Source organism: Streptococcus sp. HMSC10A01 (assembly GCF_001807785.1).
GTDB classification, from domain to species: Bacteria; Bacillota; Bacilli; order Lactobacillales; family Streptococcaceae; genus Streptococcus; species Streptococcus gordonii.
Map to the genome: position 1 here is coordinate 184,051 of NZ_KV790965.1, position 24,631 is coordinate 208,681.

A 24,631-nucleotide genomic window follows, 5' to 3' on the forward strand; every position below is an offset into this window, starting at 1 on the left:
GACATTCTATGAAGAAAAAATCTGTCCTTGCTTGGATCTGGGACTTTGTTTCCCTTCATAAGATATATTTTGTGCTCAGTCTGATCTTTGCCTTTGCTTCTGTGATTTCAGGATTTCTGCCTTATTTCTTTATTGGTGGAATGATTAATCAGCTCTTGGCTGGCAATAAAAACTGGGATTTCTACCTGCAGCAGTCAGCTTGGGCAGGTCTGGCTTGGATTGGCTACTGGGGATTTCACGGTATTTCCACCATGCTGTCGCATACGGCTACTTTTAAGATTTTAGCGGAAATGCGGCGTCGCCTGACAGACAAGCTAGCTAGGCTGCCTCTAGGTACAGTGCTTAGTCAGTCATCAGGCAGTTATAAAAACATTATCGTTGAGCGGGTGGATGCGACCGAAACGACCTTGGCTCACCTGATTCCAGAGTTTACCGCCGGGATTTTTGGTCCGATTATTGTCCTCATTGCCATGCTAGTCATCGATTGGCGGCTGACCTTGCTGTCTCTCCTGACTATTCCCATCGTGGCGCTGGCCTATATACGGATGGCTGTCAATAGCGAAGCAGACTATCAAAATACTCTGGTCAAGACCAAAAAGCTCAATGATACAGCGGTGGAATACATCAATGGGATTGAGGTTATCAAGGTTTTTGGCAAGGAAAAGTTCTCTTACGATAAGTTTGTGATAGCTGCTAGAGAAGGAGCAGACTGCTTTATTGAGTGGATGCGCAAGTTCAATTTAGAGATGGGCATTGTGACTGCTTTTCTGCCATCAGGCTTGCTCTTTTTGCTACCGGCTGGCTGTTATTTTTATCTGCAAGGTAGTTTGACTGCCAGTAATTTCATTCTAATGATCATTCTTTCGCTCAGTCTTCTGACTCCTCTGATTTTAGTGGCTAGTTACATGGATGATTTACGGAAAATCGGCACTATTTTTGGTCAAGTCATTGATATTTTGGAAAAGCCTGATTTAAAAAGGCCTCAGGAGCTGAAAGAACTTCCAAAAGGAAGGGATCTGGTCATGACGGATGTCAGCTTTGGCTATACAGATGAAGAGGAAGTACTGCATGGTATTTCGCTAGATATTCAGGCTGGCAGCATCAATGCTTTGGTCGGGCCATCAGGCTCAGGTAAGTCTACAATTGCCAAGCTTCTAGCTTCTTTCTGGGATGTCAGTTCTGGCCAGATTACCTATGGTGGCTTGGACATTCGCCAGCTTCCACTAGACTATTACAGTCGGCAGATTGCTTACGTGACCCAGGATAACTATCTCTTTGATGAGACTATTATGGACAATATCCGGATGGGCAATCCAGCAGCTTCTGATGAAGAGGTCATCGAAATCGCCCGTCGCTGTGGCTGTTATGACTTTATCATGAACTTGGAAGACGGCTTTGAGACTCAGGTCGGATCTGGTGGTGGTCATCTATCTGGTGGGGAGCGTCAGCGGATTGCTATCGCTCGTGCCATGCTTAAGGATGCGCCGATTCTTATTTTGGATGAAGCGACTGCTTATACAGATCCGGAAAATGAAGCACGGATTCAGGCCAGTCTAGCTCGTCTGATTGAAGGACGGACCTTGATTGTCATTGCCCACCGATTGTCTACGATTATGAGTGCAGACCAGATAGTTTTAGTTAATGATGGCAGGATCGAAGCTAGAGGACGACATGAAGAATTGCTGACAGCAAGTCCGCTTTATGCTTCCATGTGGAAGGCCCATATTGCTACTAGGGATAATAGTGAGATGGAAGGAGGGCTGACTCATGCTTAATATACTGAAGAAATTCTTTGATTTCTGTACGGCAGAAGATCGTAAGAAATTTTATCAATCTATTTATCTGGGTATCATCAAGTCCTTTATTATCACTCTACGTATTCCAGCAATTGGCCTAGTCCTTATGGGACTGATTGAGAAGAATCTCTCTATGCAGACCTTCTGGCTGGCTCTGGGTATCATGTTGGTATCCACTGTGCTAAACGTCTGGATTACCCTGAAAATAACCATGCTTCAGACGGAAGCGGGCTATCATACCTGTGCTCAGAAGCGGATTGAAATTGCGGAGCACATGCGCTATCTGCCCATGGGTTACTTTAATCAAAATAGCTTAGGCAAGATTACCAGTGTTACGACCAATACGCTGGAAGGACTGTCTGATGTAGCTACGCGAGTGGTTATGATGACTGTGCAGGGCTTTCTGACGACTGGTCTCATCACCGTTTTAGTCTTTCTCTATGACTGGCGGGTTGGTCTGGTTCTCTTGGTGGGGCTCGTCCTCTTTCTCCTGCCGAATACCCTCATGCGTTGGCAAGTTGGCAAGGTTTCTGATGACAAGTATCAGGCGGATATGGACCTAGTAGCCGTTGTTTTAGAGTACAGCCAAGGGATTGCTGAAGTTAAGAACTACAATCTGGTCAACCGTTCTGCCAAGAAGCTGTCCAAGGCTATTGAAGGCAAGAGTCAGCTAGATACCAAAATGACACTCGTGACCTCACCTTACATTGCCCTCCAAGGCATGGTGACCAAGCTGACCGGTCTCTTTATGGGTCTTTTCTCTATCTATTTTTATCTCAATGGCAGTATGGAGCTGCTGGTAACCATTATGATGATTGTCAGTGGTTTTATGATTTATGAAAATCTAGACGGCGTTGGCTCTTTCTCTTCTCTCCTGCGCATCGTTGATTTGTCGGTTGATATGGTCAATCAAGTTTTGGCTATCCAGCCGATGGATATCAGTGGTCAGGATATTGAGCCTAAGAATAGCCGGATTGAGCTGAGAGACGTTAGCTTCTCTTATGGAAATAAGAAAATCATTGACCAGGTTTCCCTCACTATTCCAGAAAAAACAACAACTGCTCTGGTCGGACCATCTGGATCAGGCAAAACAACGCTCTGCAACCTCATTGCCCGTTTCTGGGATGTGGACCAGGGAAGTATCAGTCTGGACGGACATGATGTTAGAGATTATAGCTATGACAGCCTGATTCGTAATTTCAGCTTTGTCTTCCAAAGCGTCTATCTCTTTGAGGATACCATTGCCAATAACATTCGTTTTGGCAAGCCGGAGGCTAGTCAGGAAGAAGTAATAGAGGCTGCCAAGAAAGCTGCCTGTCATGACTTTATCCTCTCACTACCTGATGGCTATGATACCAAGATTGGTGAAGGAGGTGCCAGCCTTTCTGGAGGTGAGCGTCAGCGCATTTCCATTGCTCGGGCTATTATCAAGGATGCACCTATTATCATTCTGGATGAAGCAACAGCCAATGTAGACCCAGAAAACGAAGAAGCCCTCATGCAGGCTATTCAGGCTTTGACTCGCAATAAGACCATTATCATGATTGCCCACCGACTCAAGACGGTTGAGCATGCAGACCAGATTTTGGTGCTGGATCAAGGCCACATTGTCGAGCAGGGTAAACACCAAGATTTACTAGCTAAAAAAGGTATCTACAGTAAGTTTATCCAAGAAAGAAAAACAGCTGCCAGCTGGCGGATAGATACGGAAAGTTAAAGAAATATCTTAGCTAACAGGAAATTCACATCGTAATTAGAAAAGTAGCAAATAAATAGCTTGCTACTTTTTCTAATGCAAAATATAAGATAACTTTCTCCCTTAACTGTCTATAATATATGGTATAATAAGTACTATGCAAACCAAACCAACCTCTGCTTATGTGCACATTCCTTTTTGTACTCAGATTTGTTATTACTGCGATTTTTCCAAGGTTTTTATCAAAAACCAGCCTGTAGATTCTTATCTGGAGCATTTGATTGAGGAGTATCATTCGTACGATATCCAAAAGCTCCGTACCCTCTATATCGGTGGAGGGACTCCGACCGCTCTATCGGCGCCTCAGTTGGCTTTTTTACTGGAAAAGCTGACGGATAAGCTTGATTTGTCTTATCTTGAGGAGCTGACCATTGAAGCCAATCCTGGGGACTTAGATCAGGAGAAGATTGCTGTACTCAAAGACTCGCCTGTCAATCGGGTTTCTCTGGGCGTACAGACTTTCAACGACCGCATGCTCAAGCAGATTGGCCGCAGTCACTTAGAAAAAGACATCTATGAGAATATTGCCAATCTCAAAAAAGCGGGCTTTGACAATATCTCAATTGACTTGATTTATGCCTTGCCCAAGCAAACTATGGAAGATGTGAAAACCAATGTAGCCAAGGCTATTGCCCTGGACATTCCTCACATGAGTCTGTACAGCTTGATTTTGGAAAATCATACGGTATTCATGAATCGGATGCGGCGGGGGAAGTTGCCTCTACCCAAGGAAGATTTGGAAGCAGAGATGTTTGAATACATTATAGCTGAGCTGGAAAAGGCGGGTTTTGAGCATTATGAGATTTCTAACTTTTCTAAGCTAGGCTTTGAGAGCCGTCACAACCTCATGTACTGGGACAATGCGGAGTATTATGGTATCGGAGCGGGAGCGTCTGGCTATGTCGATGGTGTTCGCTATAAAAACCACGGGCCAATTCGTCATTATCTGCAGGCGGTGGAAGCAGGCAATACCCGTGTGCAGGAAGAAGTGCTGACGCTGAAAGAAAAGATGGAAGAAGAGATGTTTCTAGGACTGCGCAAGAAATCAGGTGTTTCTAAAAAGCGCTTCGAGGAAAAATTCGGTATTTCCTTTGAAGACCAGTACGGAGCTGTGGTGTCTGAGCTGACCGAACAGGGCTTGCTAGTGCCGGACAGAGATATCGTGCGAATGACCAAACAGGGTCTCTTTTTGGGAGATACGGTTGCTGAGAAATTTATATTGGAGTAAATCATGGGCTTAACTTATCAAATGAAAATGAAAATTCCTTTCGATATGGCGGATATGAATGGCCATATCAAGCTTCCAGATGTCATCCTGCTTTCCTTGCAGGTATCGGGGATGCAGTCAATCGAACTTGGCGTCAGTGACAAGGATATGCTGGATCAGTATAACCTAGTTTGGATTATCACGGATTACGATATCGATGTGACACGTCTGCCACGATTTGCGGAGGAAATTACCATCGAGACTGAAGCCTTGAGCTACAACCGGCTTTTTTGCTACCGTCGCTTCACGATTTTTGATGAAACGGGTGAGGCCATTATCCAGATGATGGCAACTTTTGTCCTTATGGATCGGGATAGTCGCAAGGTTCATGCAGTTGAACCTGAGATTGTCGCTCCTTATCAGTCTGATTTTTCCAAGAAATTACTGCGTGGTCCCAAGTATCCGGCTTTAGAAAATCCTGTCAGCAAGGACTACCATGTGCGCTTTTACGACTTGGATATGAACGGCCATGTCAATAATAGCAAGTATCTGGACTGGATTTTTGAGGTCATGGGAGCGGATTTCCTCATGAAGTATATTCCTAAGAAAATCCATCTCAAGTATGTCAAAGAAGTTCGACCAGGCGGCATGATTGCTTCAAGCTACGACTTAGATGGTCTACAAAGTAATCACCAGATTTCCAGTGAAGGTGAAGTGAATGCTCAGGCTTTGGTTACCTGGCAAGAGTTTAATCAGGAAAGTTAGGAAGAGTAGAAATGACTTATAAAGGATATTTGATTGATTTAGACGGTACGATTTATAAGGGCAAGAGCCGAATTCCGGCTGGTGAAGCCTTTGTGCATGACTTGCAGAAACGCAAAATTCCCTATCTTTTTGTGACCAATAATACTACACGCACGCCAGAAATGGTTCAAACCATGTTAGCTGAGAATTTCAACATTGAGACACCACTTGATACCATTTACACAGCAACTCTGGCTACCATTGACTATATGCAGGAGAAAAATCTGGGCAAGAAAGTCTATGTTATCGGAGATGTCGGGCTTAAACATGCCATTGAAGAAGCTGGCTATATAGAAGATACAGAAAATCCTGACTATGTAGTAGTGGGGTTGGATTGGGAAGTGGACTATGAGAAGCTAACAATAGCGACTCTGGCCATTCAAAAGGGTGCTCACTTTATCGGAACCAATCCAGATCTCAATATTCCGACTGAGCGAGGACTGCAGCCAGGAGCGGGTGCTATCAATGCCCTCTTGGAAGCAGCCACTCGGGTTGAGCCGACCTTTATCGGCAAGCCAAATGCCATTATCATGGAAAAAGCCATAGAGCATCTAGGACTGGCGCGTGAAGAAGTGGTCATGGTGGGTGATAACTATCTGACAGATATTCGGGCGGGAATTGATAATGGTATTCCGACCCTCTTGGTTACAACAGGTTTTACACTGCCAGAAGAGGTGCCAAATCTGCCGATCCAACCGACATATGTCTTGTCTAGCCTAGCGGAGTGGGACTTCGATGCGTGATAAGGTAAGATTTTCAGCCAGCGTCTTGTGCTTGCTGGCAACAGCTATCATGTTAACCATTTATCTGGCTTGGCTCTTATACCCAATAGAGATTTCTTATTTCAACCTGCCAGATAAAGTATATTTAAAATCAGAGACCATTCAGTATAATTTTAATATTTTGATGAATTACCTGACCAATCCTTTTAGTCAAAAATTGGCGATGCCGGATTTCCGTTCGTCGGCAGCAGGTCTGCATCATTTTCAGGCAGTCAAGTATCTTTTTCACTTGGCGCAAGCTATTTTTCTAGTTACTCTGCCTGCTTTGTTTTTCTTTATCAAAAAAGTAGTCAAAAAGGGATTTTTAGGTCTCTACAGACGGGCTTTTCTAATGATTAGTCTTTTGCCACTTGTTCTAACAGGACTGGTCTTCATGATTGGTTTTAACAATTTTTTTACGCTCTTTCATCAAGTTCTTTTTGTTGGTGATAGCACCTGGTTGTTTGATCCAGCCAAGGATCCAGTCATTTGGATTCTACCTGAAGAATTTTTCATGCACGCTTTTATTCTTTTTGCTTTGCTGTATGAGGGAATTTTTTCGACCTTGTATTTCCTGAGCAGAAAGGTTAAATGACTAACTTAATTAAGGAAATATTTATGCCAAGTAAAACTAATCAAGAAATCCGCAAGGATGTTGCTCGTTTTTCAGGCTTGTGTCTCTTGTATACTTTAGCTATGTCGGCAGTCGTGACTGTTTATTCAATTGTTACCCTGATGATTTTTATTTATCAGCATAGAGGGGGAGATTTGCAAGCTGCAAAGGAAGCTGCATCACAATTTCTAGCAAATGATGGGGGTATGTATCTTTGTGCGGTACCAGTTGGCCTCTTGATTTTCTGGTTATATCGTAAGAAGCAACTTTTTAGCACTGATCTTAAATATAAAAAAAGATCAATGACATCCAAAGCATTTCTTATTCTGACTAGCTTGCTTTTACTTGCCCAGACATTTTTTAACTTGTTTAGTCAGGTATTTGAATCCTTTTTGAATATTTTTGGCCTCTCATTAATGTCTTCAGTTGAGGCTGCTTCTGCAGATTCGACAACCTGGACGATGTTTTTATACAGTGCTATTGTCGGTCCTATATCAGAAGAGTTGATTTTCCGAGTTGCTGGACTAAGGACTTTTGAAAAATATGGAAAAGTATTTGCCATCAGTTTCTCTTCCCTTTTATTTGGAATTTTTCATGGCAATTTACCTCAGATCATTTTCGCTACCTTTGTTGGTTTCATTTTCTCTTACGTCACTCTAGAATATTCTGTATTCTGGGCTATAGGACTTCACATTTTCAACAATCTTGTCCTTGGAGATGGCTTAGCATTGCTTTATAGCCACTTACCGGGAGTTTTAGTTGGACTTGTGCACGTTATCTTACTCTATGGTGGAAGTGGTCTAGCCCTTTATTTCCTTTACAGTCTTCGTAAAGAGATTTCTGCCTATATCAAGACAAATAAACCTGAGAGAGGAAGCTTTCGTTCAGCTTTTATGTCTGTCTGGTTTTGGCTCTTTACGATTTTCATGATTGGAAATGCAATATATATGCTATTTCTTTAATAGTCTGAGAAGACCTTCTGGGAAATCCAAATCTTGACAATTTTACGGTCTGAGTTCTTGCATAGGAGCGAGTTGGAGGTTCATCGTAGATTCAAAGGAGTAAAAAATGAATGATAAAGTAGCTGAACTCCTAAAAGCAATTTTGATTGCTTTTGCGGTTTTTCTAACTATTGGACTTTTGATACTTTTTTCAACTTTTAATCCCTTAACTTTTAATCTTTTTAAGGCATCCCCTAGCGATATAAGGGAAGGTAATACAAAAATCGAAAAAATTTTTACTTCTCTAGGTTTGAAGCCAGAAAAAGTCGAATCTGATGGAAGCTATCATTATGAAGGTGGAGGACTTACATTTACTGTTCATTTTTCAGAAGAAATGATTCAGCGTCACCCTGTACTAAAAGAAAGTCCCAAACGAACAAACAACCGAATTGAGGTATATGTTGTACAGCTAGAGGATATTTCTTATGCTGAGGTCGGGGAAAATTTATTAAATACTGGTTTATATCAGTTTTTAGAAGAAAAAGGTAGGGACTACTATAAAGAGATTGGGAAAGATCAGTCTGTAAATTACTCAATTCTACAATGGAACAATCAGGAAAGACTAAAAAAAGGGATTGAATATTATGAGAAGGCTTTAACCTTGGTTGATATTCAGGATAATTCAGCCATAAGGCACATCGATACGATCACTGTAAAACCCGGTAAAGAATCTCAAATAAAACAATTGATTCGTGAAATGGATCAAGCTGGGTTATTAACTCAGACAACCGAAAAGAATGTTGCAGTTTCCCAGTGAAACAAAAATCAATCCTGTCAAGTTTTTTTCTTGACACCTTCATAAAACTATGGTAAGATAATATCTGTCAGTAAATAGCTTTGTTATTTACTAAAATATAAAACAGAAAAGAGAAATTTAAAAATGGCAGTTAAAATCCGTTTGACTCGTATGGGTTCTAAAAAGAAACCTTACTACCGTATCAACGTAGCAGATTCACGTTCACCACGTGATGGACGTTTCATCGAAACAGTTGGAACTTACAACCCACTTGTTGCTGAAAACCAAGTGACTTTGAAAGAAGACCGTGTACTTGCATGGTTGGAAAATGGTGCGCAACCATCTGATACAGTTCGCAACATCCTTTCAAAAGAAGGTGTATTGAAGAAATTCCACGATTCAAAATACTCTAAATAATAGAATTGTAGGTTGATTATGGACACGATTGAAAATCTAATTATTGCAATAGTGAAACCTTTGATTTCACAACCAGATGCCTTAACTATCCGAATCGAAGATACTCCAGAGTTTATGGAATATCATCTCGATCTTGATCAAACTGACGTTGGACGTGTTATCGGTCGTAAAGGTCGTACTATCTCTGCCATAAGAACGATTGTCTACTCTGTCCCAACCGAAGATAAAAAAGTTCGCATCGTCATTGATGAGAAATAAGAAGCAGCGGGGCTATGTGTCCCGTTTTTTCTATGGCCATTAATGAAACAAGCCTTTAGGCGCAGTTGAGTTTAGGACCATTGATACAGTTCGAGCTCTCCGAGAGCTGGGTACTCCATTTAAGAGAAGAACGAAATGCAGGGGCGAGTTTAGAAAAATTCGAAACTGGAGGACATATGAAGCCAGAAGATTATGCTTGGAACGCTCATGAGCGTACGTGTTATGAGAATAGCCAAGTGATTTTACCGAGTCCTTACAAGCTGAAAATCCTAGATGATGGTGAGAAGAGATTGGAATTGGAGCTTGTCTTGGAACAGCTTCCTCAGGGGCAACTGGCTCGATGGGCTATGAAAATGGCGTCAAGCTTTATACCTCTGATTGATGCGGAAGATGAGTCTGAAAAGCAGAAGATTTTGACTCAGGTAAGTGAGGTTTTTAAAGCTCGACTTGATGGGAGGGCATCTGCCTATGAACTAAGGACGGCTGGTTTCTTGGCTAACAAACTGTCGCAGCAAGCCCAATCACAAATCGGTAAATATGCTGCGCGTGTCTTTGCCCAAGCAGTCGCAACAGGCCACATGCGGGGCCATGCTATTGTCGCAGCGGATTATGCTATCAAAGTCAGAAACTTGCAGAGTCCGGATGATTTGCAACTGGCTGCCAAGGAAAGAGAAGGGCAGATAGAGCTAGCCTCTGCTTTTATTAGATCAGGAAAGGAAACTTTATGAAGCATTTATTTTCACGCTTATCACCAGCGCAAAAGATTATCTTGTCTTTTCTTCTGGTGATATTCTGTGGCTCCTTGCTACTCAGTCTGCCTTGGGTGCAGACGGCTAGTTCCCAAGCAGGCTATCTGGATCATCTTTTTACTGCTGTCTCGATGGTCTGTGTGACAGGGCTTTTTACTCGATCGGTCGTGGATACATACAATGTCTGGGGCCAGCTCCTTTGTATGTTGCTGATTCAGATTGGTGGTTTGGGCATCCTGACTTTTATCGGATTTTTCACCATGGAAAGTCGGAAAAAGCTCAGCCTCAAGGATCGTCGTATTCTGCGGGATAGTTTTAGTTATGGTCACAATCGTACCTTAGGTCAATTTGTCCGTTCGATTTTTATCACGACTTTTACTATCGAAGGACTGGGTGCGCTCCTTCTCATGATTCGCTTCATTCCCAAGTTTGGTCTGAGAAAAGGGATTTTTAATTCTATCTTTTTAGCTGTTTCTGCATTTTGTAATGCGGGCTTTGATAATTTTGGTAATGATAGCCTACTAGGCTTGCAGACAGATGTTTTGGTCAATATCACCTTGGCTCTCCTCATCATTACTGGAGGACTGGGCTTTATGGTCTGGTTTGACTTGGCGACTAAATTGGGAGGAAAACAGAAGGGGCTGCACTTTCATACTAAGGTAGTCTTGCTGCTGACTGCTGGTCTCCTCGTTTTTGGGACGGTCACGAGTCTCTGGACGGAGTACAATAATCCTGGAACGATTGGCAATCTTTCCTTTGGCAATAAGCTACTGGTTAGCTTTTTCCAGACAGTCAGTATGAGGACAGCTGGGTTTGCTTCCATAGATTATACGGCTGCTCGTCCAGTAACACTGTTTATCTATCTACTTCAGATGTTTCTAGGAGGGGCTCCGGGTGGTACAGCGGGCGGTCTGAAAATTACGACCTTCTTAGTTCTTTTGCTTTTTGCCCGAAAGGAAATTCTGGGCTTGCCTCATACCAATATGGGGCGGAGAACGCTGTCTCCTCAGCTAGTGCAGAAGGCTTTTGGTGTGACAGTGATTTTTCAGCTGACATTTCTGCTCGGACTTTTAGCACTGGGGCTAGTGACCGATAGCAGTCATCGCTTTATTTACCTGATATTTGAGACTGTGTCGGCATTGGCTACAGTTGGTGTCACGGCAAATATCACTACCAGCCTCAATACAGCTGGTATGATTGTGATTATGTTGCTAATGTTTATTGGACGGGTGGGGCCGCTGACGCTTATGGTCAGTCTTAACCATTATCAACCGAAGAATGCTGCAACCTTGCATTACAGCAAGGCGGACATTATGATTGGATAGGAGAAAAGAAATGGCAAATCAAACAGTTGGAATCCTCGGCTTGGGGATTTTTGGACAGAGTATCATTGAGGGCTTGATTTCTCAAGATGTAGAAATCATTGCGATTGATAATCACGAAGAGACAATCAATCAGTATGAAGACATGATTGCCGTTGGTGTGATCGGGGACATTACTGATATGGAGCTTTTAGAGGCGGCAGACGTTGGGGCGTGTGATACGGTCGTCGTAGCGACGGGAGAAAGTCTGGAATCCAGCGTCCTAGCGGTCATGCACTGCAAAGCATTGGGTGTAAAAAATGTCATTGCTAAGGTCAAGGATGAAGTAACTCAGCAGGTGTTGGAAAAGGTGGGAGCTGATCTGGTTATTCTGCCTGAAGTGGAGGCTGGTATTTCATTGGCCAAGACCATTCTCTTTAATCATTCGATTGAGGTTTTCCAGCTGGATGATGATGTAGTGGTGGCTGAGTTTGAACTGCCTGCTAGCTGGGTCGGGAAAACGGTCCGTGAAGTAGATGCTCGCAGGCTTTATCATCTTAATATTATCGGCTACCGTCTGAAAAAACATCAGCCTTTGGAAAGCCAGTTTACTCCAGACTTTGTTTGGCAAGAAGGTGTCAGCATTATGGCTGTGACTGATAACCAGCATTTGGATAATTTACGTGAAATAGTGAAGTAGCAGCTAGAATAAGTCCTCTTCGCTGGGAGTCCAACCGATTCTAACTAGGCATTCGGCACCTTTCTATTATATGAAGAAAAAATCGATACATAGGAGCTCTTTCAGGGCTCTTTTTTGAAACCAGTTGTAAAATTTGTTATACTACCACAAGAAAAGGAGTGATTTTATGAGCTTAACCAGCCAGATCATTACAGCAGATTTTCCAGATTTGGATAAGGTAGAAGCCTTGAATAATGAAGCTTTTCCAGAAGAGGAAAGGATACCGCCCAGTGAATTTTTACGATATGAGGAACAGGAAGATGCTAATTTTTTCGCCTTTTATCATGAAAAGGAATTTGTTGGTTTTGCCTTTGCCATCTCCAACGCGCAAGCCTTTTATGTTAGTTTCTTTGCGATTATGCCCCACCTGCGCAGCCATGGCTATGGCGGTGAAATCATCGAAAAGCTGGTCAATTTCTATCAGCAAACCATGATTTTAGAAATTGAGCGCTTAGATGAGCCGTGTGATAATATTGAACAGCGTCAAGCTCGCTGGGATTTCTATCACAGCAAGGGTTTCCGCTCGTCGAATGCATTTCTAGAATATGACGATCTTAGTTTTGAAATTCTTTATCGAGGGGGTTCTTTTGACGAAGAAGCCTACCGAGACATTTTCCACCGACTTCAGGAGGAGAATTATTTCGACTTTGAAATCAAACATAGACGTTTCAGCGATTATTAAAAGGAAGTTCTCAGGAGCTCAATTGAGATTTGGATCAATAAAAGATTGCTTTGTTTTTACTATTAGGTATTTTACCTTGTAAATAAGATGCCCACTTCTCATCATAGCAGACCCTCCTTCTTATATTTTTTCCATTACCTTAGCATAGATTTTTAGGAAAAACAAGATTTACAGTAATATGATACATTTTTAGGAATAGAAAATGACCGAGATAGAAACTCGGCCAATGAGTAAGCATTGTTTTAGGAATTTATCACCCTAGGATTTGTGCGACCGCATCTCGAACCTCCTGAACAGTTGCGGATTTGCTATGGTCACTAGTATCAAACTCAATGTAATTGCCATCAGTATCAACAGTTCCACCGACAGGCCCTTCGGATCCATCGACTGATGTTCCAATGGCTGGTGGTAGGCTTGTATCTGCATAGTCTATCTCAATAACGATGATGCGTGTATCCGCCTCTAAATCATCTATCATTGGAAGAGATGATGCGGAGGTCATGTTCTGACTAGCATAGTATTCTAGAAATGCTTTGATGGTTGGATTACCAATTTGAGCAATTTTTTCGTCAAGGGCTGAGACATTTCTAGTTTCTCTCGTTTCATTTTCCAGTGCTTGGCCTTTTTTGACCTGGGTCAAAGCAGTCAGACTGGCAGCTGTTGTGGCTAGAAGAGCAGTAGAGAGCAGAAGTTTGCTTAATTTTTTTCCCATAGGTATCACCAACTTCTTTCTAGTTTTGCGTAAACACACTTGGGTGTTTATAGTGTTGAGGCTCTATATGTATAATTATACGTCAAATAGCAACTTTAATCAAATAAATATAGGTAAGGGAATTCCCCCTTATCTCCCTTGTACAATCCTCTATATCATGATAAAATACTAGGCAGAGTATAATATGTTGGAGTCGAGATGAATTATTTTAATGTTGGAAAAATTGTCAATACCCAAGGTCTACAAGGTGAGATGCGGGTTTTGTCAGTGACCGATTTTGCAGAAGAACGTTTTAAAAAAGGCAATAGATTAGCCCTGTTTGACAAGAAGGATCAGTTTGTCATGGATGTGGAGATTGCCAGCCATCGCAAGGTTAAGAACTTTGATATTATCAAGTTTAAGGGCATGTATCATATCAATGACATTGAGAAATACCGTGATTTTAGTCTGAAAGTGGCTGAAGAGGATTTGACGGACTTAGAAGATGGTGAATTTTACTACCACGAAATCATCGGACTTGAAGTTTATGAAAATGACCTTCTTCTTGGTACGATTAAGGAAATTCTGCAACCAGGAGCCAATGATGTCTGGGTTGTCAAACGCAAGGGCAAGCGTGATTTGCTGTTACCTTACATTCCGCCAGTGGTTCTGGGCATTGACATTGAGCAAGGTCGGGTTGACGTAGAGATACCGGAAGGATTGGACGATGAAAATTGATATTTTGACCCTCTTTCCGGAGATGTTTGCTCCTTTAGAGCACTCAATTGTAGGTAAAGCGCGGGAAAAAGGACTCTTAGAAATCAATTACCACAATTTCCGAGAAAAGGCAGAGAAGTCTCGTCATGTGGACGATGAGCCATACGGTGGTGGTCAAGGGATGTTGCTTCGGGCCCAGCCTATTTTTGATGCCTATGATGCCATTGAAAAGAAGCAGCCGCGTGTGATTTTGCTGGATCCTGCTGGTCGGACTTTTGACCAAGCCTATGCTGAGGAGCTGGCTAAGGAAGAGGAACTCATCTTCATTTGTGGCCATTACGAAGGCTATGATGAGCGGATCAAGACTTTAGTGACTGATGAGATTTCACTTGGTGATTATGTCCTTACTGGAGGAGAGTTAGCAGCTATGACCATGATTGACGCTACAGTTCGCCTGATTCCAGAGGTTATTGGTAAGGAAGCCAGTCATACAGATGACAGTTTTTCGTCTGGCCTCTTAGAGTATCCTCAGTACACTCGACCCTATGAATATCGGGGTATGGTCGTTCCGGAAGTCCTCATGAGCGGCCATCATGAAAACATCCGCAAGTGGCGTCTCTATGAAAGTCTGAAAAAGACCTATTTAAGACGGCCTGATCTCTTGGAAGATTATGATTTCACAGAAGAAGAAACAGCATTTTTGGATCAAATAAAAGAATCTTTAGAAAGAGAAAATTTTTAAGAATAGTTTAAGACGCCTGTTCTATACTGTAACCATCAAATAAAAACTCCTAATTTTATTTGATAGTATCCTAATCTTTTTCATAATAATCTCCCCAAAAGTCACCATTGGTGGCTTTTTTGTTGTCATAAGGTTTCTGAGAAAAGACGAATATCTTTAAAAATATGAAAAAAATACTTGACAGGATAGCCCAAAAAGCGTAATATGTTAACTGGTTAATAAACTGGTTAAGAAAAAAATGGAAAAAGCTGTTTTTAAGACATGTTTTAGTGTTTTAGAAATAGCTGTTCATTTGACTAATTATTGAACTGGTTAAGGAGTTTTATGAAAATTAAAAGAATACTTCGTTTAATAGCTCTTGTGATAGTAGGGGTCTCACTTGTAGCTTGCACAAAAAAGGAATCGAGTCCACCTCAGAGTCATAAGGGGCTCAAAATTGTTACAAGTTTTTATCCTATCTATTCTATGGTGAAGGAAGTCTCGGGTGACTTGAATGATGTCCGAATGATCCAATCAAGTTCTGGGATTCATGAATTCGAACCATCTGCCAGTGATGTGGCAGCTATTTATGACGCTGATATTTTTGTTTACCACTCAAGAACGTTAGAATCTTGGGCGGGTAGTCTGGATCCAAGTCTTGAAAAGTCTAAGGTTCAAGTGGTTGAAGCTAGTGAAGGTATGCAGTTAGAAAAGGTAGCTGGCCTAGAAGATGTTTCTGCTGATAAGGGAATTGATGAAAAGACTCTTTATGATCCTCATACTTGGTTAGATCCTGACAAAGTAGCTGAAGAGGCACAATTAATTGCTCGACACTTATCTAAGTTAGACAGTAAGAATGCTACAAAATATGAGAAAAATGCCTTGAAGTTTGCTGAAAAGGCTAAAGAACTTAGTAAGAAGTATCAAGGAGTTTTTAGCGGAATTGAGAATAAGACTTTTGTTACGCAACACACAGCCTTTTCTTATCTGGCCAAGCGGTTTGGGTTGAAGCAGCTTGGGATTTCTGGTATTTCTCCTGACCAAGAGCCCAGTCCAAGACAATTAACTGAAATTCAAGATTTTATTAAGACTTATCAAGTAAAGACCATTTTTGTAGAAAGCAATGCTTCTTCTAAATTGGCAGAAACCCTCAAGAAGGCGACAGGTGTCAATCTTAAGGTATTAAATCCTTTGGAAGCTGACCCTGAAAATGATAAGTCCTATCTGGAGAATTTGGAAGATAACTTTAAAATATTAGCTAAAGAATTAAAAAATTGAGGTTTAGAATGAAAAAGAAATATATCATTGGTTCAGTTGCGGCCTTAGCGACCCTAACAATATGTGGATATGCTATTATGCAACATCAATCAGAACAGACAGAATCAAAAAATAAGGTCGCTTATGTAGAGAAAAAAGCAAATAGTAAACAAAATAGCAAAGCTAGAAAGGCTGAAAACCTAAAACCTGACCAGGTTAGTGCTAAAGAAGGTATTGCAGCAGAGCAGATTGTCGTTAAAATCACTGCGGAGGGCTATGTTACTTCTCACGGTGACCACTATCATTACTATAACGGGAAAGTTCCATTTGATGCGATTCTTAGTGAAGAATTGATTATGCGTGATCCCAATTATCAGTTGCAAGAAGCTGATATCGTCAATCAGGTAAAAGACGGTTATATTATTAAAGTAGCTGGGAAGTATTATTTATACTTGACGAATGCTAAAGAAACAACTAATGTTCGGTCAGTCGATGAAATTGCTCGACAACGTCAGCTTCATCCTGGTAAGGAAGACGAAGCTGGAGTCGAAACGGATGGTAAATCAAGTCAAAATCAATCCAGAAAGACGCAGGACTTCAGTCGCCCAAGTGCTTCGTTTGCTGCTGGGAAAAGAAGTACTTCGCCTGTGAATACTGCATCACAGAATAGGGGAGGAGCTTATACGACGGACGATGGTTATGTTTTTAGTCCTTCTGACATTATTTCGGATACGGGTGATGGCTATTTGGTTCCTCATGCTGGTCACATTCATTATATTCCAAAGGGAGACTTATCAGCTGGTGAATTAGCTGCTGCTCAAGCTTATTGGAACTATTTGCAAGGCAGAAATCAACAGGCTTCTTCAACTGATAAACCATCTGGAGAAGAAAATTCGAATCTTGCAAACAATTCTTCTCAAGACCAGAACACTGGCCATATAGCAAATTCTAATCATCAAGCAAATAACGATCCAGCTCCTGTTCCAAGTCAGCCTTCCAAGCCAAGTCAAACTGGAGGAGCAGGATTAGTAACTAAGCCGAGCGATGAAGGAACTAAGGTTAGCAAAAACTATCAGGATGAATTGCAGAAGCTTTACAGCATGCCGAAAGAAAAACGTTATGCTGAAAAAGATGGTTTGATTTTTGATCCTGCAAAAATTGCCCATAGGACAGCTGAGGGAGTGGCCATTCCGCACGGGAACCATTATCACTTTATCCCATATAGTAGCTTGTCATCTCTAGAAGAAGAGATTGCAAGAAATATTCCAATAGCAGGTCAAAAGACGTATCCTAAGTCAGCTACAAGTACACCTAGTCAGCCTTCTAAACCAAGTGAACCAACAAAACCAGTTGAAAAAGATGACCATGGTTTCCACGCTGAAAATGTCATCTCAAAAGATGAGGAAGGATACGTTGTTCAACATGGTGGTCATGCTCATTACTTCTTTAAAAAAGATTTGTCAGCAGATCAAATTGCAGCGGCTGAAGCACAGTTGACCAAGCATCAACATTCTGCTCAACCAAGTCAAGAGAAATCTGATTATGATCGTTTTTCTCGTGATGCGAGCGATGAAGAAAAGATGGCCTATATCTCTAAAACATATGGAGTTCCTCGTGAAGCCATTAAGATTTCCAAAGGTTTCTTCGTCTTTAATAATCCGGATCAGGCTTATGATCCAACCCATATCCATCCATATGCTGTTAGAAAAGAACATGTTCGTATTCCTTTAGAAACTGGAAATCCTGAGTTAGACTTCTTAAACGAACTCTACACAACGGCTCTTCGTTCAGGTTTGTCACCATACAGCATTCAAGTCGAAAACGGTCAGTTTGTCATTCCTCATGGAGATCACAATCATTACATCCGAGTTCAATCTAAAGGGGTTAACTTAGGCTTGAAGAATAAATTGCCTGCTTTACAATCAGCATATCAGGCCGGAGCTTATAGTGAAAAGGCAGTTTTAGAGAAAGTAGACTCACTGCTAGCTGCTAGTCGAACAATCTACGAAAATGATCTCTTGATGCAACGTCGAATTGAGCTTGCTTTAGGGAATTTTGTAGAAACCATGAAGCAGTTGCCGAGCAACTCAACGGCTGGTTATTTAGCAAGTTTAGAGCAGTTTGATAAGCATTATATCCATGTGGATAAAAATGCCCAGACTGAGCAACTGACAGAAGTAGATAAGAAGTATCAGGAATTAGTTGATAAGATCAAACGCTTGGAAACAGATAGCTACAATGTTAATAAAGCTTCCTTGTTAAGTGATTTGCAGATGGCGAAGGTTGAAAAAAATGAAGAAAAAATGAAAGAAATTGATCAGCTTCTGACCAGTCTTCAAGATTATCAAGACCGGACAGGTATGACCTCTGTCGAATATCTTAAGGCCTTCTATCTTGCTGTAGATGATGCTCGCCTGCAACCGGAACTACGTAAAAAAGTTGCCGATTTAGCTATGAAGCTCTACAAGTCGCAAGCCTTTATCGAGGCTGTGGATCTGAAAGCTTTATTCTTGGATCTCTATCAAACCAAACTAGAAGTTGATAAGGCTCTTGCTAGTGGAGAGGCAAGTCAAGCTAAAGATAAAACTATTCTGGATACCGAAAAAACGGATGATCAGAACTACAAAACAGCCATTTACGGTTTCTTAAAAGAACTTTATGGTGAATTTGCGCCACAACCAAAAGTGGAAATTCCTGATGCAACCTTCCAAGCACTCTTCCTGCAAGGACAAACACTTTTAGATAAGGTTAAAGATTCTACCAGTCAAGAAAACTACAAGAATCGATTATTGGCTCTTCAAACAGATCTTAAAGAAGGACGTAAGGATCGGGAGACCATCTTGGAAGAGCTTAAGTTACTCTTGTCTCAAATGGTTGATACTATTAAAGATCAGCAAGAAGAAACAAATCCAAAAGATCAAGAACTGTATAAGAAAATTTATGCTTTACTGATGGCAGCCCATAAGCTACTTGAAGAACAAAATGCGTCAGATGAGTTATTTACTAAAGTAGATACTTTATTTGATAAGCTTGCAGATAGCAAAGTCAATAAAGAAGAGTTGCTTGCCGAAGTTCAATCGTTTGTTGAAGGGCTTCAAAATCAAGGAAAGGTAGAAAAACCAGTTTCTGATACAGCTAAATCAGAAGAAAAAGAATCTGAGACTGCCAAACCTACGGAAACTTCAACTGATAGTTCATCTAATCAGAAATCCAGTGAGTCTAATGATTCTGCTGGTTCATCAAGTGAAAGTTCCAGTCCAACAGAAGCGGTTAGTCCTGTTTCAGAGCTAAAAGATCAAGGAAGCGAGGCTACTCAAGAAGAGCCAGCTCAGTCTTCTGAACAGGCATCCACGACAAATGAAGTAAGCAACTAATAAAGAAAAGATTTATTCTGTGAAAATTTTAATAAGATTACTAGGATTTATCAGACGAGATCTCATTCATAAAAGCCTAATCAAATTAGAAGAATAAAAAAACGAACAAGCTAATTTCGAAAAGAATTAGCTTGTTCGTTTTTTATGTTCAAGAGAGGTTTATTTTTCTTGATAAGAGACGATGCCGATGATGGTATCGACAGCGCGTTCCATGGTTTCTAGGCTGACATACTCAAAGCGGCCGTGCATGTTCTCGCCGCCAGCAAATAGGTTAGGTGTCGGGATGCCCATAAAGGAAATTTTAGAGCCGTCAGTTCCGCCACGGATGGGCTCGATGATAGGCTGGATGTCCAGACTTTCCATAACCGCCTTAGCGATATTGATTGGTGTCATATCCTTTTCAATGACCTGCTTCATGTTATAATACTGGTCTTTGAGAGTCAAGTTGATACGCTCGCTGCCCAGCTCTTGGTTCATCTTATCAGCAATGGCCTGCATAGTAGCTTTGCGATTTTCAAAAGCCTCTGTCTCAAAGTCACGGATAATGTAGCTTGCTTGGGCTTCTTCGACTGTACCAGTCAGATTCATCAGGTGGTAGAAGCCTTGGTAGCCATCAGTTTTCTCTGGTCGATCGGCTTCTGGTAGCTGGTTGTGGAAGTCAATAGCCAGCTGGAGAGCATTGATCATTTGATCTTTGGCAGTTCCTGGATGGACATTGCGGCCTTGGAAGGTCAGTTCTGCTCCAGCAGCGCTAAAGGTTTCGTACTGGAGCTCGCCTAGTGGTCCGCCGTCCACTGTGTAGGCAAAGTCCACATCGAAGTCTTCAGCGTCAAACTTATCAGCTCCGACGCCGATTTCCTCGTCTGGGCCAAATCCCACTCTGATTTCTCCATGCTTGATCTCTGGATGGGCAGACAGGTATTCGATAGCAGTCATGATTTCAGCAATACCAGACTTATCATCTGCTCCCAAAAGGGTGGTTCCGTCAGTCGTAATCAGGGTTTGCCCCTTGTATTTATGAAGACTAGCAAAGTCCGCAGGATCTAAGTTGAAGCCAGATTGCCCCAGCGGAATCACACCGCCGTCATAATTTTCAATGACCTGTGGCTGGATGTTTTCTGCGTTGAAGTCTGCTGTATCCATGTGGGAAATAAAGCCAATCTTGCGGGTAAAGCTGGGGTCATTGGCAGGCAGAGTTCCAATCGCAAAGCCGTTGGGCAGGTAGTAGACATTTTCCAAGCCAACTCGCTTCATTTCAGGGATAAGGACATTGTTAGCAAAGTCCACCTGACTTTGAGTGCTGGGTGTAGTAGTAGATGTCTCGTCTGAGCGCGTGTTGATCTTGACATATGTCAAGAAACGCTCTAAAAGATTAGGATATTTCATAAATGCTCCTTCTTTCTGTTTTCTCTAATCTATTTTAGCATATTGACATGTTTCTGACAAAATAGAAAAGAATAGAAAAGTCATACTTATTTTGACTGATATCATGTTATAATAGCAGAGAGCTTTAGAAAAAGAGGGAAATATGACTAAAAAAGCTATTTTGATGATGACCTTTGGTTCGCCAGAAGGTTATACTTTTGAAGACGTTGCTGCATTTTTCACCAATATCCGTCGAGGTGTTCGTCCAAAAGACCAAGAAATTCAACATCTTTACGATAACTATCAGTTAATTGGTGGAAGTCCTTTACAGGAAATTACGAGAGAAGAAGTCGAGCTGGTCGGACAAGTTTTATCAGACGAATATGCAGTTTATTTTGCGAATAAATTCTCATCCCCCTTCATTCCAGACCTTATTCGTCAAATGGAGTTAGATGGCATTGAAGAATGTATCTGTCTGATTTTGGAACCTCATTATTCTTTTTACTCGGTTATGGGATATGAAAAGTTCATCCATAGTGAGAAAATCCGTTTTAATATTATCAAGGACTGGTACCGTTCAGAAGATTTGTTAAACTTTTGGGTAGATGAAATTAGGAAGATTATCGATAAACAAGTTAAGGGTGAAAGCTTCAAAGTTATTTTCTCAGCACATAGTGTACCATTATTAGCTTTAGATTTTGAAGATCCTTATATTGATCAAATTGTTGACAATGCACAGATGATTGCACAGCGCTTGGGACTATCTTCTTTTGAATATACTAATACTTGGCAAAGTGAAAGTGATATCGGCCTTCCTTGGATCAAACCAGATGTGTTAGAATATCTTCGTGATCAGACTGTCCATCCTAAACACTATATTTTTGTTCCGATTAGTTTTATCAGTGAGCATATAGAAGTTCTTTTTGATAATGATGTAGAATGTCAAGAATTGTGTCAAGAACTTGGTGTGGCTTATCATCGTCCACCAATGCCTAATGCAGACCCTCGTTTGATTGCTGCAATCGTGGCGACCATTCGTAAGCATGAAGGAGATGATTTTCAGTATCTCTATCCAGAACAAACGACTTTTGATGAACTGGCTCCTTCTGAGACAAGCTCTAAGATATTAAAAGAAATTGATGAGCCTCAAATGCCTGAATTTGTAAAAAAACTAATTGAAAAAAAGGGAATTGAAAACGTAAAAATGCCCTATTTTGTTAAGAAAATGCTAGAAAAAAAAGGAAGAATCAATCATTAAAAATGAATGTATGTTATTCTATTTATTGTTAAATAATGAATTTTATCCTCTTGAAGAGGTAAAATACAAATTTTGAAGGAGTCGATATGTCTTTTAAAAGAGTTATATTTTTAATTTTAGCAGTTTTTGCTGTTTATCATGGTTTTGTAACTCCATTACCTGCTGATTCAGATGTTTCTTATAGGATGGGGGCTCTCGCAGCAAATGTGTTACTTCCAGTCTTATTATTCTATTTTGCTTTTAAAAAAGAAAAGCCTAAAAAAGAAAAGCCTAAAAAAGAAAAGCTTCAAAAAGAAAAAAATAAAGAATAATTCAACCGAAGTGATCTATGGATAGTCAAGAAGCTTGGAACTTATTGTATTTTTAACTATATTTGACTAAAAAGCTCTCTGAGAATTTTTCTCAGAGAGCTTTTGCTATGATTAGTATACAAGTTTAAAGTAATCATTTAAGATGAAAGATGGTTACATGGTAAAGACAATAGCGATGTATTGAAAGGCAGAGGCAGCAAGAATAAAGAGATGCCAAATCATATGAAAATATGGTTTTTTCTTGGCATAAAATCCTGCTCCAATGGTATAGCAAAGGCCTCCAGCCAGCATCAATCCCCAGAAAAGCGGGCTCGTTTGGCTAATAATTGGTGGGATAATAAAGACAACCAGCCAGCCCATCATAAGATAAAGAGCAAGACTAAACTTCTCATTGACTTTTTTGGCAAATATCTTGTAGAGAATACCAAAGATTGTTGTACCCCACTGGATTAGAATAATCAAATAACCTAACCAGTTATTCATCAAAGCCAAGACAACTGGAGTATAACTACCCGCAATGGCAATATAAATCATACTATGATCTATGATACGTAGGATATATTTATGAGTTGAGCCATAAGACATGGAGTGGTAGATTGTAGACGAAAGAAACATGAGAAAGAGACTGATGACAAAAATGGAGACGCCAATAGCTGATAGTAAGCCATGGACTTCATAGCTATAAATAGCTGATAAGGGAAGTAAGATAAGAGTAAGGACAGACCCTACTGCATGGGTAACAGCATTTGCCACTTCCTCGCCAAAACTCAAACGTTTACTTAATTTCATGGTTAGATTCATTTGGATGTGCTCCTTTCAATTCTAGAGATAATTGTCTGGTTTGATGGTAGAGTTTGACTGTCTGACAAGCAGATGAAACAAGTGGATGGATTTCCATATCCGGCTCTTCTTTCATATAGCTAACAAATTGATTGTAAAAGAGTTCGGAACTTTCTTGGTTTTTCACTAGATACTCCACTGTCTCAATAATATCCTGAATAGGAAATACTGGTTTTAGAGTTGTGAGAATAATTAGCCGAGCAATTTGTGTGCGATTGTATTTCTTCTTGATTGGTTTTTGAATGTGTGCATGCTTGACATAATTATTAATCATCGCTGCTGTTAAGACTTTTTCCTGTCCTGGAAAAGCCTTTTGATTGACTGAGTTAACATATAATAGGACCTGGTCTAAATATAAATCAAGATCAGGTAATTCTTGCCAGAGGGGAAAGGATATCATAAAATATCAACCTTTCTATAATCTAGTATCGATAACTAGATTATATGATATAAAATATAATTAGTCAAGAATAAATCATAAAGATAGTCAGGAAAATACAAGTTTTGTTATAATGAATCTATGAAAATTTTAATTCCAACAGCAAAAGAACTAAATACTCAAGTCACTCAGATTGAACCAGAAAGTTTGTCAGAAAAGACGAAATTAATTATTCAGGCTTTGAGTCAGTATTCAATGACTGACTTAGCCCAGCTATATCAGATTCGGCCAGAGAAAGCAGAAGAAGAATACCAACGTATTCAGGAACTTCAAAATGAGACTGCGCCAACCTATCCCGCTCTCTATCTTTTTGACGGTCTCATGTACCGAAACATTAAGCGTAAGGATCTGAGCAAGGAAGAAGAATGGTATATCCGAAATCATCTCTTGATTACCTCTAGCTTGTATGGAGTGATTCCGGCTTTGGCGCCCATTGCTCCCCACCGTTTGGACTTTATGACGAAGCTCAAAGTCGAAAAACAATCATTGAAAAAGCTATGGACAGAAACCTATGGTCAAGCAGTTGCAGATCAGGAAATTCTGCTCTCCCTCTTGTCTAGTGAGTTTGAAGATGTCTTTCCTAAAGAGGTGAGAGACAAGATGATTCGCTTCAAATTCATGGAAGAAAAAGATGGAAAACGGAAAATTCATTCGACTATCTCCAAAAAAGCGCGTGGCCAATTTTTAACTGCCTTAATAGAAGAACAAATTCAGAACATAGAAGACATCAAGAAATTAAGCTTTGCTGGCTTTGTATTCCAAGAAAATCTATCGACTGACCAAGAACTCGTTTTTATTAAGCAGGTTTGAAAAAGTGAGGCTTTATTATCAATGAGCT

At 40.7% G+C, this 24,631-nt stretch carries 25 protein-coding genes; 21 read left to right on the forward strand and 4 right to left on the reverse strand.

The genetic code is table 11. From position 1 onward, the window contains the following. The first annotated feature begins 8 nt into the window (after positions 1-8). The 14 genes from HMPREF3108_RS02475 (at position 9) to HMPREF3108_RS02540 (ending at position 12,820) form a co-directional block, all read left to right on the forward strand. The gene (locus tag HMPREF3108_RS02475) at positions 9-1,775 is read left to right on the forward strand and encodes an ABC transporter ATP-binding protein (RefSeq protein WP_070493163.1); all 1,767 of its coding nucleotides are present in this window, start codon (positions 9-11) and stop codon (positions 1,773-1,775) included. Then, positions 1,768-3,513, forward strand: coding sequence for an ABC transporter ATP-binding protein (locus HMPREF3108_RS02480; protein WP_070493166.1), 1,746 nt, complete (start codon positions 1,768-1,770; stop codon positions 3,511-3,513). The genes HMPREF3108_RS02475 and HMPREF3108_RS02480 overlap by 8 nt, the downstream gene beginning before the upstream one ends. A 136-nt stretch (positions 3,514-3,649) precedes the next feature. Then, positions 3,650-4,780 (forward strand): radical SAM family heme chaperone HemW, encoded by a 1,131-nt coding sequence (gene hemW, locus HMPREF3108_RS02485; RefSeq protein WP_070493171.1) that lies wholly within the window; start codon positions 3,650-3,652, stop codon positions 4,778-4,780. Positions 4,781-4,783: 3 nt separating this feature from the next. Then, positions 4,784-5,524: an acyl-[acyl-carrier-protein] thioesterase gene (locus HMPREF3108_RS02490; RefSeq protein WP_070493174.1), complete on the forward strand. Its 741-nt coding sequence runs from the start codon at positions 4,784-4,786 to the stop codon at positions 5,522-5,524. Positions 5,525-5,535: 11 nt separating this feature from the next. Beyond that, on the forward strand, positions 5,536-6,306 hold the full coding sequence (locus tag HMPREF3108_RS02495; RefSeq protein ID WP_060553491.1) for a TIGR01457 family HAD-type hydrolase: 771 nt from the start codon (positions 5,536-5,538) through the stop codon (positions 6,304-6,306). Then, complete coding sequence (locus HMPREF3108_RS02500) at positions 6,299-6,919, forward strand: TIGR01906 family membrane protein (RefSeq protein WP_060553492.1); 621 nt, start codon at positions 6,299-6,301, stop codon at positions 6,917-6,919. The genes HMPREF3108_RS02495 and HMPREF3108_RS02500 overlap by 8 nt, the downstream gene beginning before the upstream one ends. Positions 6,920-6,942: 23 nt before the next feature. After that, positions 6,943-7,899, forward strand: coding sequence for a CPBP family intramembrane glutamic endopeptidase (locus tag HMPREF3108_RS02505; RefSeq protein WP_070493177.1), 957 nt, complete (start codon positions 6,943-6,945; stop codon positions 7,897-7,899). 106 nt (positions 7,900-8,005) lie between these two features. Continuing rightward, on the forward strand, positions 8,006-8,695 hold the full coding sequence (locus HMPREF3108_RS02510) for a hypothetical protein (RefSeq protein ID WP_060553494.1): 690 nt from the start codon (positions 8,006-8,008) through the stop codon (positions 8,693-8,695). A 123-nt stretch (positions 8,696-8,818) separates the two neighbouring features. After that, positions 8,819-9,091, forward strand: coding sequence for a 30S ribosomal protein S16 (gene rpsP / locus HMPREF3108_RS02515; protein ID WP_008809260.1), 273 nt, complete (start codon positions 8,819-8,821; stop codon positions 9,089-9,091). A gap of 18 nt (positions 9,092-9,109) precedes the next feature. Then, a complete protein-coding gene (locus HMPREF3108_RS02520; RefSeq protein WP_008809259.1) occupies positions 9,110-9,349 on the forward strand; it encodes a KH domain-containing protein in 240 nt (79 codons plus the stop codon). A gap of 176 nt (positions 9,350-9,525) precedes the next feature. Continuing rightward, positions 9,526-10,077 (forward strand): putative immunity protein, encoded by a 552-nt coding sequence (locus HMPREF3108_RS02525; protein ID WP_012000708.1) that lies wholly within the window; start codon positions 9,526-9,528, stop codon positions 10,075-10,077. After that, a complete protein-coding gene (locus HMPREF3108_RS02530) occupies positions 10,074-11,423 on the forward strand; it encodes a TrkH family potassium uptake protein (RefSeq protein ID WP_012000707.1) in 1,350 nt (449 codons plus the stop codon). Before HMPREF3108_RS02525 ends, HMPREF3108_RS02530 begins: the two co-directional genes overlap by 4 nt. A gap of 10 nt (positions 11,424-11,433) precedes the next feature. After that, positions 11,434-12,099: a potassium channel family protein gene (locus HMPREF3108_RS02535; RefSeq protein WP_045635245.1), complete on the forward strand. Its 666-nt coding sequence runs from the start codon at positions 11,434-11,436 to the stop codon at positions 12,097-12,099. Between the two features lie 166 nt (positions 12,100-12,265). Beyond that, the gene (locus HMPREF3108_RS02540) at positions 12,266-12,820 is read left to right on the forward strand and encodes a GNAT family N-acetyltransferase (protein ID WP_012000706.1); all 555 of its coding nucleotides are present in this window, start codon (positions 12,266-12,268) and stop codon (positions 12,818-12,820) included. Between the two features lie 253 nt (positions 12,821-13,073). Here HMPREF3108_RS02540 and HMPREF3108_RS02545 read toward each other — a convergent pair whose 3' ends face one another. Continuing rightward, the gene (locus HMPREF3108_RS02545; RefSeq protein WP_070493180.1) at positions 13,074-13,532 is read right to left on the reverse strand and encodes a hypothetical protein; all 459 of its coding nucleotides are present in this window, start codon (positions 13,530-13,532) and stop codon (positions 13,074-13,076) included. A gap of 198 nt (positions 13,533-13,730) precedes the next feature. On the opposite strand from HMPREF3108_RS02545, the gene rimM reads away from it, so the two are divergent. From rimM to HMPREF3108_RS02565, 4 genes are all read left to right on the forward strand, one after another. Next, the gene (gene rimM, locus HMPREF3108_RS02550) at positions 13,731-14,249 is read left to right on the forward strand and encodes a ribosome maturation factor RimM (RefSeq protein ID WP_060553497.1); all 519 of its coding nucleotides are present in this window, start codon (positions 13,731-13,733) and stop codon (positions 14,247-14,249) included. After that, complete coding sequence (gene trmD, locus HMPREF3108_RS02555; protein WP_045635248.1) at positions 14,239-14,970, forward strand: tRNA (guanosine(37)-N1)-methyltransferase TrmD; 732 nt, start codon at positions 14,239-14,241, stop codon at positions 14,968-14,970. Before rimM ends, trmD begins: the two co-directional genes overlap by 11 nt. Before the next feature lie 324 nt (positions 14,971-15,294). Beyond that, positions 15,295-16,227, forward strand: coding sequence for a metal ABC transporter solute-binding protein, Zn/Mn family (locus HMPREF3108_RS02560; RefSeq protein WP_045635249.1), 933 nt, complete (start codon positions 15,295-15,297; stop codon positions 16,225-16,227). A gap of 8 nt (positions 16,228-16,235) precedes the next feature. Further along, on the forward strand, positions 16,236-19,580 hold the full coding sequence (locus tag HMPREF3108_RS02565; RefSeq protein WP_070493183.1) for a pneumococcal-type histidine triad protein: 3,345 nt from the start codon (positions 16,236-16,238) through the stop codon (positions 19,578-19,580). A 159-nt stretch (positions 19,581-19,739) separates the two neighbouring features. On the opposite strand, the gene pepT is transcribed toward HMPREF3108_RS02565, so the two are convergent. Continuing rightward, complete coding sequence (pepT, locus tag HMPREF3108_RS02570; protein ID WP_070493186.1) at positions 19,740-20,966, reverse strand: peptidase T; 1,227 nt, start codon at positions 20,964-20,966, stop codon at positions 19,740-19,742. Between the two features lie 142 nt (positions 20,967-21,108). Here pepT and hemH point away from each other — a divergent pair, with 142 nt between their 5' ends. Together hemH and HMPREF3108_RS02580 are read left to right on the forward strand one after the other, a co-directional pair. Beyond that, positions 21,109-22,203: a ferrochelatase gene (gene hemH / locus HMPREF3108_RS02575; protein ID WP_070493189.1), complete on the forward strand. Its 1,095-nt coding sequence runs from the start codon at positions 21,109-21,111 to the stop codon at positions 22,201-22,203. A gap of 86 nt (positions 22,204-22,289) precedes the next feature. Then, positions 22,290-22,514 carry a hypothetical protein gene (locus tag HMPREF3108_RS02580; RefSeq protein WP_048780199.1) on the forward strand — a complete coding sequence of 75 codons (225 nt, stop codon included), beginning with the start codon at positions 22,290-22,292 and terminating at the stop codon, positions 22,512-22,514. Positions 22,515-22,667: 153 nt separating this feature from the next. Here HMPREF3108_RS02580 and HMPREF3108_RS02585 read toward each other — a convergent pair whose 3' ends face one another. Next, positions 22,668-23,315, reverse strand: a complete 648-nt coding sequence (locus HMPREF3108_RS02585; RefSeq protein ID WP_012000697.1) for a PAQR family membrane homeostasis protein TrhA — start codon at positions 23,313-23,315, stop codon at positions 22,668-22,670. Continuing rightward, entirely contained in the window at positions 23,290-23,754 is a 465-nt protein-coding gene (locus HMPREF3108_RS02590; protein WP_048780198.1) for a DUF1836 domain-containing protein, read from the reverse strand. Before HMPREF3108_RS02590 ends, HMPREF3108_RS02585 begins: the two co-directional genes overlap by 26 nt. Positions 23,755-23,874: 120 nt before the next feature. On the opposite strand from HMPREF3108_RS02590, the gene yaaA reads away from it, so the two are divergent. Then, positions 23,875-24,603, forward strand: a complete 729-nt coding sequence (yaaA, locus tag HMPREF3108_RS02595; RefSeq protein WP_048780195.1) for a peroxide stress protein YaaA — start codon at positions 23,875-23,877, stop codon at positions 24,601-24,603. Positions 24,604-24,631 lie beyond the last annotated feature (28 nt).

Coding starts and splice junctions, on each gene's coding strand:
- HMPREF3108_RS02495 (WP_060553491.1), top strand. CDS start 5,536: ATGACTTATAAAGGATATTTGATTGATTTAGACGGTACGATTTATAAG.
- pepT (WP_070493186.1), bottom strand. CDS start 20,966: ATGAAATATCCTAATCTTTTAGAGCGTTTCTTGACATATGTCAAGATC.
- HMPREF3108_RS02540 (WP_012000706.1), top strand. CDS start 12,266: ATGAGCTTAACCAGCCAGATCATTACAGCAGATTTTCCAGATTTGGAT.
- rpsP (WP_008809260.1), top strand. CDS start 8,819: ATGGCAGTTAAAATCCGTTTGACTCGTATGGGTTCTAAAAAGAAACCT.
- HMPREF3108_RS02525 (WP_012000708.1), top strand. CDS start 9,526: ATGAAGCCAGAAGATTATGCTTGGAACGCTCATGAGCGTACGTGTTAT.
- HMPREF3108_RS02480 (WP_070493166.1), top strand. CDS start 1,768: ATGCTTAATATACTGAAGAAATTCTTTGATTTCTGTACGGCAGAAGAT.
- HMPREF3108_RS02565 (WP_070493183.1), top strand. CDS start 16,236: ATGAAAAAGAAATATATCATTGGTTCAGTTGCGGCCTTAGCGACCCTA.
- HMPREF3108_RS02510 (WP_060553494.1), top strand. CDS start 8,006: ATGAATGATAAAGTAGCTGAACTCCTAAAAGCAATTTTGATTGCTTTT.
- HMPREF3108_RS02590 (WP_048780198.1), bottom strand. CDS start 23,754: ATGATATCCTTTCCCCTCTGGCAAGAATTACCTGATCTTGATTTATAT.
- HMPREF3108_RS02560 (WP_045635249.1), top strand. CDS start 15,295: ATGAAAATTAAAAGAATACTTCGTTTAATAGCTCTTGTGATAGTAGGG.
- HMPREF3108_RS02545 (WP_070493180.1), bottom strand. CDS start 13,532: ATGGGAAAAAAATTAAGCAAACTTCTGCTCTCTACTGCTCTTCTAGCC.
- HMPREF3108_RS02490 (WP_070493174.1), top strand. CDS start 4,784: ATGGGCTTAACTTATCAAATGAAAATGAAAATTCCTTTCGATATGGCG.
- HMPREF3108_RS02500 (WP_060553492.1), top strand. CDS start 6,299: ATGCGTGATAAGGTAAGATTTTCAGCCAGCGTCTTGTGCTTGCTGGCA.
- HMPREF3108_RS02520 (WP_008809259.1), top strand. CDS start 9,110: ATGGACACGATTGAAAATCTAATTATTGCAATAGTGAAACCTTTGATT.
- rimM (WP_060553497.1), top strand. CDS start 13,731: ATGAATTATTTTAATGTTGGAAAAATTGTCAATACCCAAGGTCTACAA.
- trmD (WP_045635248.1), top strand. CDS start 14,239: ATGAAAATTGATATTTTGACCCTCTTTCCGGAGATGTTTGCTCCTTTA.
- hemW (WP_070493171.1), top strand. CDS start 3,650: ATGCAAACCAAACCAACCTCTGCTTATGTGCACATTCCTTTTTGTACT.
- HMPREF3108_RS02530 (WP_012000707.1), top strand. CDS start 10,074: ATGAAGCATTTATTTTCACGCTTATCACCAGCGCAAAAGATTATCTTG.
- HMPREF3108_RS02580 (WP_048780199.1), top strand. CDS start 22,290: ATGTCTTTTAAAAGAGTTATATTTTTAATTTTAGCAGTTTTTGCTGTT.
- yaaA (WP_048780195.1), top strand. CDS start 23,875: ATGAAAATTTTAATTCCAACAGCAAAAGAACTAAATACTCAAGTCACT.
- hemH (WP_070493189.1), top strand. CDS start 21,109: ATGACTAAAAAAGCTATTTTGATGATGACCTTTGGTTCGCCAGAAGGT.
- HMPREF3108_RS02505 (WP_070493177.1), top strand. CDS start 6,943: ATGCCAAGTAAAACTAATCAAGAAATCCGCAAGGATGTTGCTCGTTTT.
- HMPREF3108_RS02585 (WP_012000697.1), bottom strand. CDS start 23,315: ATGAATCTAACCATGAAATTAAGTAAACGTTTGAGTTTTGGCGAGGAA.
- HMPREF3108_RS02475 (WP_070493163.1), top strand. CDS start 9: ATGAAGAAAAAATCTGTCCTTGCTTGGATCTGGGACTTTGTTTCCCTT.
- HMPREF3108_RS02535 (WP_045635245.1), top strand. CDS start 11,434: ATGGCAAATCAAACAGTTGGAATCCTCGGCTTGGGGATTTTTGGACAG.